The sequence below is a fragment of the Mesorhizobium sp. M0410 genome, from assembly GCF_040321435.1.
Lineage (GTDB): Bacteria > Pseudomonadota > Alphaproteobacteria > Rhizobiales > Rhizobiaceae > Mesorhizobium.
The window spans coordinates 116,521-132,768 of record NZ_JAMYRN010000005.1; the positions used below are offsets into that span (position 1 = coordinate 116,521).

The following is a 16,248-nucleotide window of genomic DNA, read 5'->3' on the forward strand; positions in this document are numbered from 1 at the left end:
CGGCTACATCTGGGTTTTCTGCCGGCGTACCTCACCACATGCTGAATCACGGGAACTGGCCCGATTCATGCAAGCGGCATCCAGGCGAGCACCATGGTTAACCTTTGCCGGTGAATGGTCGTGGGTGGCCAATCTGCTTCGCACAACATTATGAAATTATTGATGTTTCCTAACGCGCTTTAATCATTTCGAGGGCGTTTTCAGCTCTCGTCGTTAACGTTCCGCTCAAAGCCGGAACGAATCGGCGACGAATCAGAGATAGCCGAAGTTTCTTGGTTTGTTCACCGCAACATGTTGTGTTGTGAACAGCTTCTCCACCGAGAATCCACAGGCTGCGGGACGGATTGTGCACAGGCTGCGCAGCGGCCATTAACCTTTGCGTGCTGGTTCGGCACACGCCGGCGTCATGGCCAATCGGTCGGCGCACTTGCCGCATGAGGCTCAGACTCGGCCTCACGCTGAACGGCTTGTTCAAGGCACGTCCTCTCCGACGGCATAGCGCTGCAATGTAGGGCCGACGGTCTGGATGATTTCGTCGTGAGACAGGGCGACGACCGGTGGTAGGCCCAGCAGGTAACGGCACATCGCCAAACCCAGCAGCTGGCTGGAAATGAGTCCGGCCCGCCGGCCCGCATCGGCGGGATCAGCGACCGCCGCAACCAGTGGCCTCACCTGGTTGGCAAATACATCGCGCAACTTTTCGGCGGCGAATTCGTTCGACGTCGCCGACCGCAGCAGAATTGCCATGCCGGTACCGTTGGCCGGATCTTCCCAGATTTCGAGAAATCGCCTGATCAGTGTCTTGCCGATGGCGGTTCGATCGATCACCCGCAGTGCCGGCAATTTCAGGTCGACGACCGCCGCTCTGGCGAATAGCTCGTCCTTGCTGCGGAAATAGCGGATCACCATGGCCGGATCGATCGAGGCATGGGCGGCGACGTCGCGGATGGAGGCGCCGTCATAGCCGTGCTTGGCGAACAGCAGCCTCGCGGCTTCGAGGATCTGGGCGCGGGTGCGGTCCGACTTGCTGGTTTTCTTCTGCTGATTCTCGCTCATGAAATCCATATGCCAACGGCTGTTGACAAATGCAATGGCTTCGGCTAGAAAGTCAACATGTGTTGATAAATGGAGAGCGAAAATGTTGCCTGATGCAACGGAAGTCCTGATTATCGGCGCCGGCCCGACCGGCTTGGCGCTGTCCATCGTGCTGCACCAGGCCGGGGTCGACCATATTCTGATCGACAGGCTTGGGGAGGGCCTTCAGACCTCGCGGGCCGGCGTCATCCACGCTCAGACGCTGGAAGCGCTGGAGCCTCTGGGCGTCACGCAGCGGCTGAGCGAACTTGCCCTGAAGCTGCAGAATTTCGCCATCCGAGATCGCAGCCGGGCACTGCTCAAGCTCGATTTCGGAAAGCTTCCGTCGAGACATCCCTATCTGATGATGCTGCCTCAGAATCTCACCGAGCAGGTGTTCGCCGAGCGGATTGCCGCCCTGGGCGGCGTGATCCACCGCATGGTCGAGGCCAAAGCGGTGGTTCAGGACACTGACGGTGCGCGCGTGACGGTGGTCGAGAACGGCCGCGAGAAGATCATATCGACACGTTACGTCGTTGGCGGCGACGGCATGCACAGCCTGGTGCGCAACTCGGCCGGCATCGAGTTCGACGGCGCGGCCTATGAGGCGTCGTTCGTTCTCGCCGACGTTCGTCTCGACTGGCCGGTTGGGCCAACCGAAGTATCGCTGTTCTTTGCGCCAGCCGGACTGGTGGTGGTGGCGCCGCTCCCAGACGGATCGTACCGCGTCGTCGCGACAATGGACGATGCACCGGAAAAACCCGCAGTCGCAGACATACAGGTGCTGCTCGACAGCCGCGGACCGACCGGCAGACGAGGCCGGGTGCTTGAGCTGAAATGGAGCTCGCGGTTTCGCGTGCATCACCGCCTGGTCCGGTCATACCGCAAGGGCCGGTTGTTCCTGATGGGCGATGCCGCGCACGTGCACAGTCCGGCGGGAGGGCAAGGCATGAATACCGGCATCGTCGACGCGGTCGTGCTTGGCCAATTGCTTGGCGACGTGGTGAACGGCGTGCGCCCCGAAGCGGAGCTCGAACTCTATGAAACGCTGCGACGCCCGGCAGCCCAAGAGGTGCTTGACCTGGCTGGCATGATGACCGGCATGGCGCTTGCCCGCAGTCCAGTGAAGCGGTTCGTTCGCAACCTCGTACTATCGGTGCTGAACCTCACACCATTCCTGAAGCGCCGCATCGCCTTGAAGCTGTCGGGCCTCAGCCGGGCACCGCTTGCCCGTCTGCCGGCACCCGCGTGCAAGGCAGGTTCAATTACCCGAACCCAGCCTGAAGCCAGCCCAGCGCTGAAGCTTGCCGCGTGACAGCCCGGCTATCTGCCCGTACCTGCCGTCGGGCCGGTACGGGGGCATCCGCGACATCCCAAGCCTCAGCTGATGTACTGGCCGCCATTGGCTGAAATGGTCGAGCCGGTGATGAAACCGGCATCGTCGGAAGCGAGGAAGACGACGCAGCGCGCGATCTCCTCCGGCTCGCCGAGACGGCCGACCGGGATGTGCGGGATGACACGCTCGTTGAGCACCTTCTCGTCCATCGCCTTGACCATCTCGGTGGCGATATAGCCGGGGCAGATGACGTTGACGGTGATGCCGGCGCGCGCGCCTTCTTGGGCCAGTGCCTTGGTGAAGCCGATGTCGCCGGCCTTCGAAGCCGAATAATTGACCTGGCCGACCTGGCCTTTCTGGCCGTTGATCGAGGAGATGGTGATGATGCGGCCGAACTTGCGGTCGCGCATTCCACCCCACAACGGATGCGTCATGTTGAAGACGCCGGAAAGATTGGTGTCGAGGACCTCTTTCCATTGCTCGCGCGTCATCTTGTGGAACATCGCGTCGCGGGTGATGCCGGCATTGTTGACCAGCACCGAGACGGGACCGAGATCGGCCTCTATCTGTTTGATGCCGGCAGTGCAGGCTTCATAGTCGGCGACCGACCATTTATAGACCGGGATGCCGGTCGCTGCCTTGAACTTTGCCGCCGCATCCTCGTTGCCCGCGTAGTTTGCGGCCACCGAATAGCCGGCGCTCTTCAAGGCGACCGATATCGCCGCGCCGATGCCGCGCGACCCGCCTGTGACGATTGCAACCTTTGTCATGTGTCCTCCCGGGAAATGCAGATGGCTGCGCGTTGAAGCGGTGGGGTTTGCCCTCTATTCCCTACTCGCTTTGCACCAGCATCCTACTCGTATCGCCTATCTCATCACAATGCTTCCACGCACATGGCAACGCCCATACCGCCGCCGATGCACAGCGTGGCAAGACCTTTCTTGGCACTTCTGCGGCGCATCTCGTAGACCAGCGTGTTGAAGATGCGGGCGCCCGAGGCACCGACCGGATGGCCGATGGCGATGGCGCCGCCATTGACGTTGACGATCGCCGGGTCCCAGCCCATGTCCTTGTTGACGGCGCAGGCCTGCGCGGCGAAGGCCTCGTTGGCTTCGACCAGATCGAGGTCGCCGACCGACCAGCCGGCCTTGGCCAGCGCCTTGCGCGAAGAGGGGATCGGTCCCGTCCCCATGATCTGCGGGTCGACGCCGGCGGTCGCCCAGGAAACGATACGCACCAGAGGTGTGATGCCGCGCCTTGCGGCTTCCGCTTCGGTCATCAGCACCACAGCTGCGGCGCCGTCGTTGATGCCGGAGGCATTAGCTGCCGTCACCGTGCCTTCCTTGTCGAAGGCCGGCTTGAGCTTGGTCATGGCATCGATTGTCGCGCCGTGGCGGATGTATTCATCCTGGTCGACTACGGTGTCGCCCTTCCTGCCCTTGACTGTGAAGGCAACTATCTCGTCCTTGAATTTTCCGGCTTTCTGCGCGGCCTCGGCCTTGTTCTGGGAAGCCAGTGCGAACTGGTCCTGGTCGTCGCGGGTGATCTGGAACTGGCGAGCGACGTTCTCCGCGGTGTTGCCCATATGATAGCCGTAGAACGCATCGGTCAGGCCGTCCTTGATCATGGTGTCGATCAGCTTGAAGTCGCCCATCTTGACGCCACCGCGCAGATGTTGCGCATGCGGAGCCATCGACATCGATTCCTGGCCGCCGGCAACGATGATCCTCGCGTCGCCCTGGGCGATCTGCTGCATGCCGAGCGCGATGGCGCGCAAGCCCGAGCCGCAGAGCTGGTTCAGGCCCCAGGAGGTAGCCTCCTGCGGCACGCCGGCGGCCATAGCCGCCTGCCGCGCCGGGTTCTGCCCTTGGGCCGCGGTCAGGATCTGGCCGAGAATGACCTCGTCCACCTCCTTGCCCTCGACGCCGGCACGGACAAGCGCTTCCCTGACGGCGACCGCACCCAATTCATGGGCTGGCGTGTTGGCGAAGGCGCCGTTGAAGGAGCCGACAGGCGTGCGCGCTGCACTGGCGACAACGATGGCGTTGGAAGCGGACATGTTCTTCTCCAGGCTTTCGGGGAACGATTTCGGGTGCCGTCGGGGACTTTTCTTGCCCTTTCCACAACCCGAGTCAAACCCGAAATGGGCATGGCGTCCGACTGCCGCAAGCATGCAGCACGTCGCTGCAACGGCGGCCCGTCCGTGCTGCGCAGCATAAAATGTTCCCGCACTGCACAAACTGCTTGGATTCATGACGCTTTTGCGCATATCCTTTAAAAAGGCGCAATCGTTACCGGCGGCTTACTTAAGCTGCCCGGTGTCCGGGGAGGATGCAGATGGCCGCAAAAGACGAACCTATTGTTATCAAGAAATATGCCAATCGCCGTCTCTACAATACGGGCACCAGCACCTATGTGACGCTTGAGGATCTCGCTGAAATGGTCAAAAAAGGCGAGGACTTTACTGTCCAGGACGCCAAGACCGGTGACGACATCACGCATCCGGTGCTGACCCAGATCATCTTCGAGCTGGAGAACAAGGACGGGCAGAACATGCTGCCGATCCCGTTCCTGCGTCAGCTCATCGCCTATTACGGCGACCAGATGCAGATGATCGTGCCGAGCTTTCTCGAGCAGTCAATGCTGGCGTTCTCTAAGGAGCAGGAACGCTTTCGCGAGCAGATGAAAGATGCGCTCGGCAAGTCGCCGATGGACATGATGAAGATCGCCACGCCGATCAAGGTGCTGGAGGAGCAGACGCGGCGCAACATGGAAATGTTCCAGAACGCCATGCGGCTGTTCACACCGTTCCCGCCTGCGGGCTCTGCGCCGGCAGCAGCCCCGGCCGAACCGGCCAGGAAGGAAACACCGGAAAAACCCGACGACCTTCAGGAACTGAAGGAGCAGATCGCCGCGATGCAGCGCAAGCTCGACACGATGTCCTGACTGCCGGCTGGCGAAGTGCCGGCCGAAACTTCCTTCAGCAGACCGTGTGATAAACATCTTCGTCTCGAAAGGCGGAGATGTCATCCATGCTATGCATCGTGGCATGCTCTATTTCGTGGTCACCGTCACCAGAGCGGTAACAGGTTTGCCGTCTACTAGAATGGGCCGGTGATGATCATCGGCAAGAAGCACGCCGATTACGTGTCTGCCGGCGGCATTCGGGCAATGGCCGAAACGGGCCTTGATAAGGTCACCGCCAAAGTCGCTGTTCATGCTGTTGTACGGCTTGCCGGGGATGTTGCAGGTGTCTCCGTCGGGATCGATCTTCATATGCACGTGGCCGCATTGGCTGATTTCCCCGCACTCACCCGCAGCGAGCAGCCTGAAGTTGCTCCTGACGACGACGCCTATCGCCTTCTCAGGAGCATTGCCCAGTTCGACAACTGAACCTGCGGTCGGCCAGGCGATTTCCAGGGTGGGCCGATCCTCGGCCTCGGCAGACACGAGCGACAATAAGGAAAAAGCGAGGGCAGTCGTTGCGATGATGCGAAACATGATAACCTCCGTTGCGATGTAAACACTGATTACATATGCAGTGCTCGAACACAAGGGAAATAATCAGCGATTACATTCCGCTCTCGTGCTATTTGGCTGAGATGACCAAGACTACTGATTCCGACGAAGCCGGACATGCCAAGCGATACCATCACGGCAATCTTGTCGAGGCCTTGATCACGGCAACCGTGGAGATCATCGAGGAACGGGGAGCCGAGCATGTCTCCGTACGCGAAGCCGCAAAACGTGCCGGCGTTTCACCCGGCGCACCATTCCGGCATTTTCGATCGAAAACAGCGTTGCTAACCGCGGTCGCCGAACAGGCCATGGATCGGCTGACAGAGGCTGTTGCCAAGGCGCAGTCGAAAATCGGCAGCGCAGATCCCATTGAGGCTTTCGAAGCAATCGGACAAGGCTATCTGGAATGGGCAATTACCAACCCCACGCATTTCCAGATCATCAGTTCCAGAACCCTAATTGATTTTGAAGCGTCGGACAGCCTTCGTCATCAGAATGAGGCTATTCGGCGGAGGATGATCGACTTGCTGACGCAAGCGCAACAACACGGTCGGCTTGCTCCCGACACCGACTTTGATCATCTTGTGCTTGCCGCGCGTGCACTCGTGTATGGGTTGGCACGCATGGCGCTCGATGGTCATTTCCGGGAATGGCATCCGTCCGAGCCGCCAGCCCTGGCCGCGCAGCGGGCTCTCCGACTTTTCATGAACCGTATGACCATTCCATCTAAAGCTTAAATCCGCCAGCACCCAAAAAAGGGACCGGGATTGCGCCACCAGCTAATGGAACTCCGGCAGCGGTCCCTGGTAGCGGGCGCGTGGCCGGATCAGGCCGTTGCTTGTCACCTGTTCCACCGCGTGCGCGGCCCAGCCGACGCTGCGGCCGAGCGCAAACAGACGGAACGGCGCATCGGACGGCAAGCGGAGGCTGCGCGTCAGGGCAGCCAAGGCGAAATCGACGTTCGGGCGCATGCCCGTTGCCGCAAAGGCCGCATCCCAAAGCCGCAGCAGCCCGTCATCGACATCGATAGCGGCCAGCAAAGGTTCGGCGCGCGGATCGCCTTCGGGATAAAGCGGATGGCCAAATCCGGGCAGTGGCATGTCGTGACCGAGCCAGCGTCCGACGGCCGCATCCGGCCCCAATCTCTGCGCATCCTCGCCCAGTAGCATGACGGCCTCCGCGGCGGCGCCATGGCGCGGACCGGAGAGCGTTGCGAGGCCGGCAAGCAGGCAGGCCGAAACAGGTGCGCCGGTGGACGCGGCGACCCGTGCGGCGAAGGTTGATGCGTTCAATTCGTGATCGGCCAACAGTACGAGCGAGCGGCGGATCAAGTCTGCGTCGGCCGCATCGAGCGACCATCCCCGCGCCAGCCTTTCGTGCACGGCACCGGATCCGGGAATCGCGCCGAGCGCCTGGGCCAGGGCGGCGATGGCGCCGGCCGCATCGTGGTTGAGCGAAGCTGATCGGCGGCCGAGCGAAGGCCGGTCCTTGGCCGCCAACGCGGCCAATTCCGCGAAGGCGGCCGGCCGGCCAGTTGCGCCGTTGCCGTGGCGGCTCGCCGAGACAAACGACACTGGTGCGTCAGATGCCCAAAGCAGGTTTGCCGTCTGCTCCAGCGTGGCAGCCTCGCAGAGAGCAACCGCATCCTGGCCGCGATAGACGAGGCGGCCGTGCAAAACGGTCGAGATCGTGGTGGCGATCGCCGGCTCACCCCAGGCAATTGCACTTTCGGCGATGGCCTGGGGATTTCGGCCGCGCGCCCGGCGGCTCGCCAGCGCCGCGATGTCGTCGGCGCGATACTGGCTACGGCGTGGATCCGCCCGGTCCGGGCGCATGCCGATGCGCCCGCGGCGTCTGGGCGCGCACCTTGAGACGCTCCAGGGCCTCGTCCCGCGTCAGCCACTCCGTCATGTCAGTCCTGTCATGTTGATTCTGTTGATCAAGATTGATGATCCAGTCGCCAACCCTTATCTACCGCGCGGAAAGGGTCAAGGAGAAAACCAATGGCGAATGGGCTCGATGATGTGGTGGCGGCGGAAACGGTGCTCTCCGATGTTGATGGTCTTGGCGGCCGCCTGACCATCCGGGGCCATTCGTTGCCCGAACTGGCAGGCCGCTGGAAATACGCCGAGGTGGTCCATCTGCTGTTCGACGGCTTTTTCGACGATTTTCCCGACGACAAGGAGCTGGCGAACGCGATCGGTCGGGCGCGCAGCGAAGTGTTCGGGCAGATCGAACCCTTGCTGCCGTTTCTCGCATCCCTCGATATCTACAGCGCGATGCGCGCCGGCATTGCGCTGCTGCCGGACGGCGGCAAATTGCCGGACGCGCTGCGGCTGGTTGCAGCACCTGCCGTGCTGACGCCGGCCTTGCTGCGCTTGCAGCGCGGCGAAAGCCCGATTGCGCCCGATAGCAAGGCCGATCATGCCGCCGACATGCTGCGGATGCTGACCGGCATTGCGGCCTCGCCGAAGTTGGCGAAGGCACTCGATGCCTATCTCGTGACGGTTTGCGACCATGGCCTCAACGCATCGACCTTCGCCACGCGCGTGGTCGCTTCGACGCAGGCCGGGCTTACTTCGGCGGTGCTGGCCGGGCTCGGAGCGCTCAAGGGGCCGCTGCATGGCGGCGCCCCAGGTCCGGTGATCGAGATGCTGGATGCGATCGAGGCGCATGGCGACGCCGCCGGCTGGCTGCGTGACGAGATCGGGCGCGGCCGCCGCATCATGGGCTTCGGGCATCGCATCTACCGCGTGCGCGATCCGCGTGCCGACGTGCTGAAAGCGGTGGTGCGGCAACTCGGCGCCAAGGGCGTAGCCGCCCACCGGCTGGGGTTTGCCGAAAGCGTCGAGCAAGCGGCGCTCGAAGTGCTTCGCATCGCCAAGCCGTCGCGCTCGCTCCAGACCAATGTCGAGTTCTTCACAGCACTTCTGCTGGAAGCGGCGGGCTTTCCGAAAGAGGCGTTCACCAATGTCTTTGCTGCCGGGCGCGTCGCCGGCTGGATTGCCCATGCGCGCGAGCAGCAGACGAGCGGACGGCTGATCCGGCCGCAGTCGCGCTATATCGGGCCGGTCCCAGACCTCGTCGCCTGAGGATTTTTCCCTCGCATACTTGCGGAAACCGGTCGCAATAGCCGGTGCCGGACACCTCTCTCGTCGAGATAAGAGAGGTCCTCATGACAAAAATTTCATGTCATTGCTCCACACATCCGCTGTTCTTGGATGGCAGAGAACCTATATGCTGCAGTGCAACATGGTTCCGCGGGAACCCACTTCAAAGGAATAGCCAGCCTTGACTACCAGAAAAACCGCCATCGTCACGGGTTCTACCTCGGGCATCGGCCTGGCCATTGCCCACGCGCTCGCGGCCGAAGGCTGCAACCTCGTCGTCAATTCCTTTTCCGATACCGCAGACGACCACGCCATCGCAGACGCGATCGCGAAGCACCACAAGGTGAGGACCGCCTATGTCAAAGCCGACATGTCAAAGGCGGCCGAGTGCCGGGCTTTGGTGGCGAAGGCAGCCGAGGCATTCGGCTCGGTCGACATCCTGATCAACAATGCCGGCATCCAGCATGTCGCGCCGGTGGAAAGCTTCCCGATCGAGAAGTGGGATGCGATCATCGCCATCAACCTGTCATCGGCCTTCCACACCATCGCCGCCGCCATTCCGTTGATGAAACAGGCCGGTGGCGGCCGGATCGTCAACGTCGCCTCGGCCCACGGCTTAGTCGCGTCGCCGTTCAAGTCGGCCTATGTCTCGGCCAAGCATGGCATTATGGGCTTGACCAAGACTGTCGCCCTGGAGCTGGCGCGCGACAAGATCACCTGCAATGCCATTTGTCCGGGCTATGTGCTGACGCCGCTGGTCGAGGCGCAGATCCCCGACCAGATGAAGGCCAACAAGATGGACCGCGAGACGGTGGTCCGCGAGGTCATGCTCGAAAAGCAGCCGACCAAGGAGTTCGTTACCGTCGAGCAGGTTGCGGCGGTGGCAGTGTTCCTATGCTCGGATGCGGCGGCGCAGATCAACGGCACGCACATCTCTGTCGATGGCGGCTGGACCGCTCAGTGAGCCATCCAGCGGTCAAGGGCCACGCCATGCCGAAGAACGGCAAGGTGGAAGAGCCAAAGAAGATCAACATCGCGCTGCAAGGCGGCGGCTCGCACGGGGCGTTTTCCTGGGGCGTGCTCGATCGGCTGCTGGAGGACGGGCGCCTCGACATAACGGCGGTTTCGGGCACCAGCGCCGGTGCCATGAATGCTGTGGCGCTGGCCGACGGCTTTGTCCGCGGCGGCGTCGAGGGTGCGCGGCGGAAGCTCGACGATTTCTGGCGTGCGGTGGCGGCAAAGGGCCGCTTCAGCCCGGTGCAGCGCATGCCTTGGGACGTCGCCTGGGGCAATTGGTCGATCGAGAACACGCCCGGCTATTTCCTGTTCGATACGATGTCTCGGGTATTTTCGCCCTATGTCGCCAATCCGCTCGCCATCAATCCGCTGCGCGACGTGGTCGAACGTGAGATCGATTTCGACAATGTGCGCGCCTGCAAGTCGATTGAACTGTTCATTTCCGCTACCAATGTCGAGACCGGCCAGTTGCGGGTCTTCTCTGACGGCGAGATCGACCTCGACACGGTGATGGCGTCGGCCTGCTTGCCGCAATTGTTCCGTGCCGTCGAGATCAAGGGCGTGCCCTATTGGGATGGCGGTTATGGCGGCAACCCGGCACTGTTCCCGTTCTTCAAGACGGCGGCCACCGAGGACGTGCTTTTGGTTCAGATCAATCCGGTGGTCCGCGAGGGGACGCCGAAGAGCGCCAATGAGATTCAAAACCGCATCGACGAGATCACCTTCAATGCCGGGCTGTTGCGCGAATTCCGCTCGATCGCCTTCGTCAAGGAATTGATCGCCGCCGGCCGACTGCCGCACGGCGAATATCGCGACATACGCATGCACCGCATCGATGCCGACGAAGCGTTCAAGGATTTGTCGGCATCGTCCAAGGTCAATGCTGAATGGGCGTTCCTTGCCTATCTGCGCGACCTCGGCCGCACCGCGGCCAGTGACTGGCTGGAAGAAAATTACGACGCCGTCGGCAAGCGGCCGACGATCGATCTGTCCGGCGAGCTCGATGACGGCCTGAAGCCGGTACGCGGGCCCGCGCCGGGCCGCCGGGTCAAGGAGTTTCTTGCGGCGCGCAAGCAGCCCGAGGCCGCCCGCCGTCCGGCCTAGAACGGTCAATCCTTTCGGAAACGCCGAACCGCTCTATCTTTTTGTTTTTGTTTTGACGCAATTCCGGACGGAAACCGTTTCACACTTTTCCTGGGATTGCTCTCGCTCCTCCGCAAAGCAGATGACATCGCAATCTGTCCAATCATCCTGACACTTGCTGCCATACCGCTGTTTTAGCGATCAACCGCCGATGCTGCAGCCGCATCTTTGCGGACAAAGCAACAATCCATCAACTTTTCTGACTATATTGCGCCGCAACTTTGAGGTAGAAGCGCGCTTCGCCGATCACGGCAATTTGAATACGGCCTCGCGCGCACCCATATCGGCGACGCGCCCCAAGTAGAAGATGCGGCTTGGCCGAACCCCGCGCGCTGGAAAAATAACGATGCCGAAATTCAGGTTTCACAAGCTTGCTGCCATTGTTGTGCTCATCGGTTTCGCCGGCTGGATGGCGACAGGCGAGTTCTCGTCCGTCGGCAGCGCGTCCGCCGACAACAAGCCCAAGGCAGGAGAGGTCGAGCAGCCCAAGACAGCCGACGCAGGCAAGCCCCAAACTGGCGAACAGGGGGCTGCCAAGCCGGGGACTGCCGAGGCGGAACAGCCCAAGGCGCCGTTACGCACGGTCGCGGTCATAACCCCGCCGCGGCGCACCTATGCACGCGCTATCCGCATTTCCGGACTGACCGAAGCCGACAAGCGCGCCGTCCTGGCGACACGCGTCGCCGGCGTCATCGACAAGCTGCCGGTCAAGCAGGGTCAGCACGTCAAGACCGGCGACCTGATCCTGATGCTTGCCGCCGAGGAAAAAATCTCGGCGGTCGACAATGCCAAGCAGCTTGTCGTGCAGCGGGAGGCAGAGCTGGCTGCTGCCCTGCGGCTTATGAAAACCGGCAATCTGCCCAAGTTGCAGCTCGATACAGCCCGCTCCAACCTGACGCTGGCCAAGTCGCAACTGGACGCAGCGCAAGCCGAACTCGACCGCAATGAGGTGAAGGCGCCCTTCGACGGCGTTATCGACCGGGTGCCGGTGGAGCTTGGCAGTTCCGTGATGCAGGGCGGCGAGGTGGCTACTATTCTCAGCCTCGACCCGGTGATTGCGCGCGGCGAGGTCAGCGAACGCGATCTCGGCTATCTGAAGATCGGTGACAAGGCGAATGTGCGTCTGGTCAGCGGCCAGAACGTCGAGGGCATCGTGCGCTACATCAGCCGGGATGCATCATCGGCAACCCGTACCTTCCGGGTCGAAGTCGCCATCCCGAATGCAGATGGTTCCGTACCGGCCGGCATGACGGCCGAAATCGCGCTCAGCGCCCAGCCGACCGATGCCGTCATGCTGCCGCGCTCGGTGGTGACGCTCGGCGACAAGGGCGACCTCGGCATCCGCGCCGTCGGCAAGGACGACAAGGTCGTGTTCTTCCCGATCGACCTGGTCGACGACACGCCGACCGGCCTGGTGCTTGGCGGCATTCCGACCGACGCCCGCATCATCGTCGCCGGCCAGGAGCTGGTGAAGGAAGGCGAAGTGGTCAAGCCGGTCGAAGCGGACCAGGCGACCATCCAAAAGCTGTTGGGCGAAGCGACGACCGGGACGCAGTAATCATGGACATCGTCAAACTTGCAATCAGCAATGCCCGGCTGACCATATCGGTCCTGGTCTTTCTCATCCTTGCCGGTGCGGTCGCTTACCAGTCGACGCCGAAGGAAGCGGAACCGGACGTTCCGATTCCGATGATGTATATCAGCCTGATCTACCAAGGCATCTCGCCGGAAGATTCCGAGCGCCTCTTGCTGCGGCCGATGGAAGCCAAGCTGAAGAGCCTGAAGGGCCTCAAGGAGATGCGCTCGGCCGCCTTCCAGGGCGGCGGCTATGTGCTGGTCGAATTCCAGCCACAGACGGATCTCGCCACCGCGCTGCAGGACACGCGCAGCAAGGTGCAGGACGGCAAGGCCGACCTGCCGCAAGCGGCCGAGGAGCCCGTGGTCTCAGAGGTCAACATCTCCGAGTTCCCCGTCCTGGTCGTGACGCTGTCGGGCGAGGTGCCCGAGCGCGTGCTGACGGCGGCGGCGCGCGAGTTGCGCGACCGCATCGAGGAAGTGCCTGGTGTGCTCGAGGGCTCGCTGCAGGGTGCGCGCGACGACCTCGTCGAAGTGGTCATCGATCCGATGAAGCTGTCTTCCTACGGGCTGCAGCTCGACCAGTTGATCGGTGCGGTCGGCGCTTCCAACAGTCTTGTCGCCGCCGGCAATATCGAAGGGTCCGAGGGCAAATACGCAGTCAAGGTGCCGTCGCTTATCGAGACGCCAGAGGATGTGGCGGCGCTTCCGGTCGTCGCCGGCCCCAATGCCGTGGTGCAGGCCAAGGATATCGCCACCATCCGCTCGACCTTCAAGGACGCCGAGACGGCTACCCGCCTCGACGGCAAGCCGGCGATTGCCATCGAGGTGAAGAAGCGCATCGGCTCCAACCTGATCGATACGATTGGCAAGGTCAGGGAGGTGTCCGACGCCTTCATCAAGACGATGCCGGAGGGCATGCACGTCACCTACACGCAAGACAAGTCCGTTTTCGTGAACCAGTTGCTCGGCGACCTGCAGAACCACGTGATGATCGCCGTCATCCTGGTGTTCATCGTTATCCTCTACGCGCTGTCCGGCCGTGCCTCGCTGCTGATCGGACTGGCCATCCCCTCATCCTTCCTGATCGGTATCCTGTTGCTGGCAATGATGGGCTACACGATCAACATGATCGTGCTGTTCAGCCTGATCCTGGCGGTCGGCATGCTGGTCGACGACGCCATTATCGTCACCGAATTCGCCGAGCGTCGCATGAGCGAGGGCATGCCGAAGCAAGAGGCGTTCGCGCTTGCCGCCAAGCGCATGGCCGGCCCGGTCATCGCGGCGACGATGACGCGCATTGCCGCCTTCTCGCCGCTGTTGTTCTGGCCGGGCATCATCGGCGACTTCATGAAATATATGCCGATCACTCTGATCGTGACGCTCTCGGCCTCGATGCTCTATGCGCTGGTCTTCGCGCCGACGCTGGGCGCGATATTTGCCAAGGCGCCGGCCCATCACCCCGACGACAATCGCGACGGCTGGTACATGGCCGTGGTCAAGCAGGCGGTGCACTATCCCATCACCGTGCTTGTCCTCACTGTGGCGCTGTTGTTCGGCGTCGGCTACGCCTATTCGAAATTCGGCGCCGGCGTCGAATTCTTCCCGAATGTCGAGCCTGACTACGGCCTGCTCTATGTCCACGCCCGCGGCAATCTTTCGCTTGCCGAAATGGACGCGGCCACCAAGACGGCGGAAAATCGGCTGCTCGGTTGGCCGGGCGTGAAGTCCGTCTATACGCGTGTCGGCAAGACGCAGGGCGGCGGCCAGGACGTTCCGGAAGACGTGGTCGGCGTGATCCAGTACGAATTCGTCGACTGGCGCGAGCGCAAATCGGCGAACTCAATCCTGGACGAACTGCGCGGCGTGATGGCCGGCATTCCCGGTGTCGACGTCGAGGTTCGCGTGCCGGAAGCCGGCCCGCCCACCGGCAAGCCGATCCAGATCAGGCTTTCGGCCGTCGATCCGAAGGGCCTTGACGACAAGGCCCGCGCCGTCGCCGCGCGCATTGCCAAGGTGCCCGGCGTCATCGATATTTCCGATGGTCTGGCGCCGCCCGGGGTCGACTGGGCGCTCGAGGTCGATCGCACCAAGGCGGCGCAGTACGGCATCAGTCCGACCGCGGTCGGGACGGTCGTGCAATTGGTGACCAACGGGCTGAAGCTCAGCGAGTACCGGCCAGCCGGCGCCGACGATGCGGTGGACATCAGGCTGCGCCTGCCCGAGGATCGGCGCACGCTGTCGACGCTCGACGAACTCAGGGTGCAGACCGCGCAAGGCTCGGTGCCGATCTCGAACTTCGTCGTGCGCAAGCCGGAGCCGACGGTCGGTATCCTCAACCGCATCGACGGCGCGCGAACGGTGGTCGTCCAGGCCAACGTCGCTGCCGGCGCCCAGGTGGCTGCCGTCCAGCAGGAGGTCACCAAAGCTGTCGCCGACATGAACCTCGGCAGCGGCATTCGCTGGAAGCTTGCCGGTTCGAATGAGGACAGTGCGGAGGCCGGGGCCTTCCTCAGCAAAGCCTTCGGTGCGGCGATCTTCCTGATCTTCATCGTGCTTCTGGCGCAGTTCAACAAGTTCACCAGCGTCTGGCTGGTGCTGTCCTGCGTGGTCATGGCGACGATCGGCGTGTTCCTCGGGCTGCTGCTGACGGGAGAGGCATTCGGCATCGTCATGTCGGGCATCGGTGTCATTGCGCTGGCCGGCGTGGTGGTGAACAACAACATCGTGCTGATCGACACCTATGACCGGTTGCGCGAAGAGGGCTGGGACAAATACGAAGCCGTTCTGCAGACCTGCCGCGAACGTGCCCGCCCGGTGGTGCTGACGGCAGTGTCGGCGATCCTCGGCGTGCTGCCGATCGCTTTCGGCCTCGGCCTCGAAATCTTCCACCACGAGACGACGATCAACGCGCCGTCGACGCAATGGTGGATTTCGCTGTCTTCGGCTATCGTCTTCGGGCTGTCCTTCGCCACCGTGCTGACGCTGGTGGTGACGCCGTCGATGCTGATGGTGTTCACGCGCGCCAAGGTCAAACCCGGTGCGCGCCGTGGCTGGTTCAGTAGCCTGTTGGGGCGTCGCAAGGCCGACATCCCGTCGAAAGGCCTGGACGCCGATCTGGGCGCCGAGCCGGCGATCGCCTTCCCGAAGGCCGCCGAATAGAGTCCGATTGCTGCCCTGATCAAGCAAAGGCCGCCCGGGAACAATGGGCGGCCTTCTGCATTGTTTCGTCATTGCAACCTCAAAGCGAGGATTTTCTGATGACGATCAGCACCATTCTCATCATTATTCTTATTCTTATCCTGATCGGCGCGGTTCCGGCGTGGCCGCATTCTCGGTCCTGGGGTTACGGCCCATCGGGCATCGTCGGCGTCATCCTGATCGTTGTCTTGGTGCTGCTGTTGATGGGCCGGATCTGAGCGCAATCATTGGTCCGGACAAGCGGCGGATGACCGTCAGACCATCCGTCTTTTT

At 62.3% G+C, this 16,248-nt stretch carries 13 protein-coding genes and 1 pseudogene; 9 read left to right on the forward strand and 5 right to left on the reverse strand.

Going from position 1 to position 16,248, the window contains the following annotated elements; genetic code table 11:
• Nucleotides 1-471: 471 nt before the first annotated feature.
• Nucleotides 472-1,056, reverse strand: a complete 585-nt coding sequence (locus tag NKI63_RS08615) for a TetR/AcrR family transcriptional regulator (protein ID WP_352751214.1) — start codon at nt 1,054-1,056, stop codon at nt 472-474.
• An 82-nt stretch (nt 1,057-1,138) separates the two neighbouring features.
• On the opposite strand from NKI63_RS08615, the gene NKI63_RS08620 reads away from it, so the two are divergent.
• On the forward strand, nt 1,139-2,389 hold the full coding sequence (locus NKI63_RS08620; protein WP_352504973.1) for an FAD-dependent oxidoreductase: 1,251 nt from the start codon (nt 1,139-1,141) through the stop codon (nt 2,387-2,389).
• Nucleotides 2,390-2,454: 65 nt separating this feature from the next.
• Here NKI63_RS08620 and phbB read toward each other — a convergent pair whose 3' ends face one another.
• A complete protein-coding gene (gene phbB, locus NKI63_RS08625) occupies nt 2,455-3,180 on the reverse strand; it encodes an acetoacetyl-CoA reductase (RefSeq protein WP_352504974.1) in 726 nt (241 codons plus the stop codon).
• A 104-nt stretch (nt 3,181-3,284) separates the two neighbouring features.
• Nucleotides 3,285-4,469, reverse strand: coding sequence for an acetyl-CoA C-acetyltransferase (locus NKI63_RS08630; RefSeq protein ID WP_254816500.1), 1,185 nt, complete (start codon nt 4,467-4,469; stop codon nt 3,285-3,287).
• Between the two features lie 278 nt (nt 4,470-4,747).
• Between NKI63_RS08630 and phaR the strand changes: the two genes are divergently transcribed.
• On the forward strand, nt 4,748-5,356 hold the full coding sequence (phaR, locus tag NKI63_RS08635; protein ID WP_254816501.1) for a polyhydroxyalkanoate synthesis repressor PhaR: 609 nt from the start codon (nt 4,748-4,750) through the stop codon (nt 5,354-5,356).
• A gap of 108 nt (nt 5,357-5,464) precedes the next feature.
• Here the strand turns inward: phaR and NKI63_RS08640 are convergent, their stop codons facing one another.
• A complete protein-coding gene (locus NKI63_RS08640) occupies nt 5,465-5,911 on the reverse strand; it encodes a hypothetical protein (RefSeq protein WP_352504975.1) in 447 nt (148 codons plus the stop codon).
• Between the two features lie 101 nt (nt 5,912-6,012).
• On the opposite strand from NKI63_RS08640, the gene NKI63_RS08645 reads away from it, so the two are divergent.
• The gene (locus NKI63_RS08645; protein ID WP_352504976.1) at nt 6,013-6,666 is read left to right on the forward strand and encodes a TetR/AcrR family transcriptional regulator; all 654 of its coding nucleotides are present in this window, start codon (nt 6,013-6,015) and stop codon (nt 6,664-6,666) included.
• Nucleotides 6,667-6,708: 42 nt separating this feature from the next.
• Here NKI63_RS08645 and NKI63_RS08650 read toward each other — a convergent pair.
• Nucleotides 6,709-7,840, reverse strand: a pseudogene (locus tag NKI63_RS08650) (citrate synthase).
• Nucleotides 7,841-7,932: 92 nt separating this feature from the next.
• On the opposite strand from NKI63_RS08650, the gene NKI63_RS08655 reads away from it, so the two are divergent.
• From NKI63_RS08655 to NKI63_RS08680, 6 genes are all read left to right on the forward strand, one after another.
• On the forward strand, nt 7,933-9,021 hold the full coding sequence (locus NKI63_RS08655; protein WP_352701384.1) for a citrate synthase/methylcitrate synthase: 1,089 nt from the start codon (nt 7,933-7,935) through the stop codon (nt 9,019-9,021).
• A gap of 199 nt (nt 9,022-9,220) precedes the next feature.
• Complete coding sequence (locus NKI63_RS08660; RefSeq protein ID WP_352821078.1) at nt 9,221-10,003, forward strand: 3-hydroxybutyrate dehydrogenase; 783 nt, start codon at nt 9,221-9,223, stop codon at nt 10,001-10,003.
• Nucleotides 10,004-10,029: 26 nt separating this feature from the next.
• The gene (locus tag NKI63_RS08665; RefSeq protein WP_352476433.1) at nt 10,030-11,160 is read left to right on the forward strand and encodes a patatin-like phospholipase family protein; all 1,131 of its coding nucleotides are present in this window, start codon (nt 10,030-10,032) and stop codon (nt 11,158-11,160) included.
• 385 nt (nt 11,161-11,545) lie between these two features.
• Entirely contained in the window at nt 11,546-12,757 is a 1,212-nt protein-coding gene (locus tag NKI63_RS08670; RefSeq protein ID WP_352821081.1) for an efflux RND transporter periplasmic adaptor subunit, read from the forward strand.
• Nucleotides 12,758-12,759: 2 nt separating this feature from the next.
• Nucleotides 12,760-15,936, forward strand: a complete 3,177-nt coding sequence (locus tag NKI63_RS08675) for an efflux RND transporter permease subunit (RefSeq protein WP_352821084.1) — start codon at nt 12,760-12,762, stop codon at nt 15,934-15,936.
• Between the two features lie 98 nt (nt 15,937-16,034).
• Nucleotides 16,035-16,193 carry a DUF3309 family protein gene (locus tag NKI63_RS08680; RefSeq protein ID WP_023678456.1) on the forward strand — a complete coding sequence of 53 codons (159 nt, stop codon included), beginning with the start codon at nt 16,035-16,037 and terminating at the stop codon, nt 16,191-16,193.
• The last annotated feature ends 55 nt before the right edge of the window (nt 16,194-16,248 follow it).

Coding starts and splice junctions, on each gene's coding strand:
- NKI63_RS08615 (WP_352751214.1), bottom strand. CDS start 1,056: ATGAGCGAGAATCAGCAGAAGAAAACCAGCAAGTCGGACCGCACCCGC.
- NKI63_RS08620 (WP_352504973.1), top strand. CDS start 1,139: ATGTTGCCTGATGCAACGGAAGTCCTGATTATCGGCGCCGGCCCGACC.
- phbB (WP_352504974.1), bottom strand. CDS start 3,180: ATGACAAAGGTTGCAATCGTCACAGGCGGGTCGCGCGGCATCGGCGCG.
- NKI63_RS08630 (WP_254816500.1), bottom strand. CDS start 4,469: ATGTCCGCTTCCAACGCCATCGTTGTCGCCAGTGCAGCGCGCACGCCT.
- phaR (WP_254816501.1), top strand. CDS start 4,748: ATGGCCGCAAAAGACGAACCTATTGTTATCAAGAAATATGCCAATCGC.
- NKI63_RS08640 (WP_352504975.1), bottom strand. CDS start 5,911: ATGTTTCGCATCATCGCAACGACTGCCCTCGCTTTTTCCTTATTGTCG.
- NKI63_RS08645 (WP_352504976.1), top strand. CDS start 6,013: ATGACCAAGACTACTGATTCCGACGAAGCCGGACATGCCAAGCGATAC.
- NKI63_RS08655 (WP_352701384.1), top strand. CDS start 7,933: ATGGCGAATGGGCTCGATGATGTGGTGGCGGCGGAAACGGTGCTCTCC.
- NKI63_RS08665 (WP_352476433.1), top strand. CDS start 10,030: ATGCCGAAGAACGGCAAGGTGGAAGAGCCAAAGAAGATCAACATCGCG.
- NKI63_RS08670 (WP_352821081.1), top strand. CDS start 11,546: ATGCCGAAATTCAGGTTTCACAAGCTTGCTGCCATTGTTGTGCTCATC.
- NKI63_RS08675 (WP_352821084.1), top strand. CDS start 12,760: ATGGACATCGTCAAACTTGCAATCAGCAATGCCCGGCTGACCATATCG.
- NKI63_RS08680 (WP_023678456.1), top strand. CDS start 16,035: ATGACGATCAGCACCATTCTCATCATTATTCTTATTCTTATCCTGATC.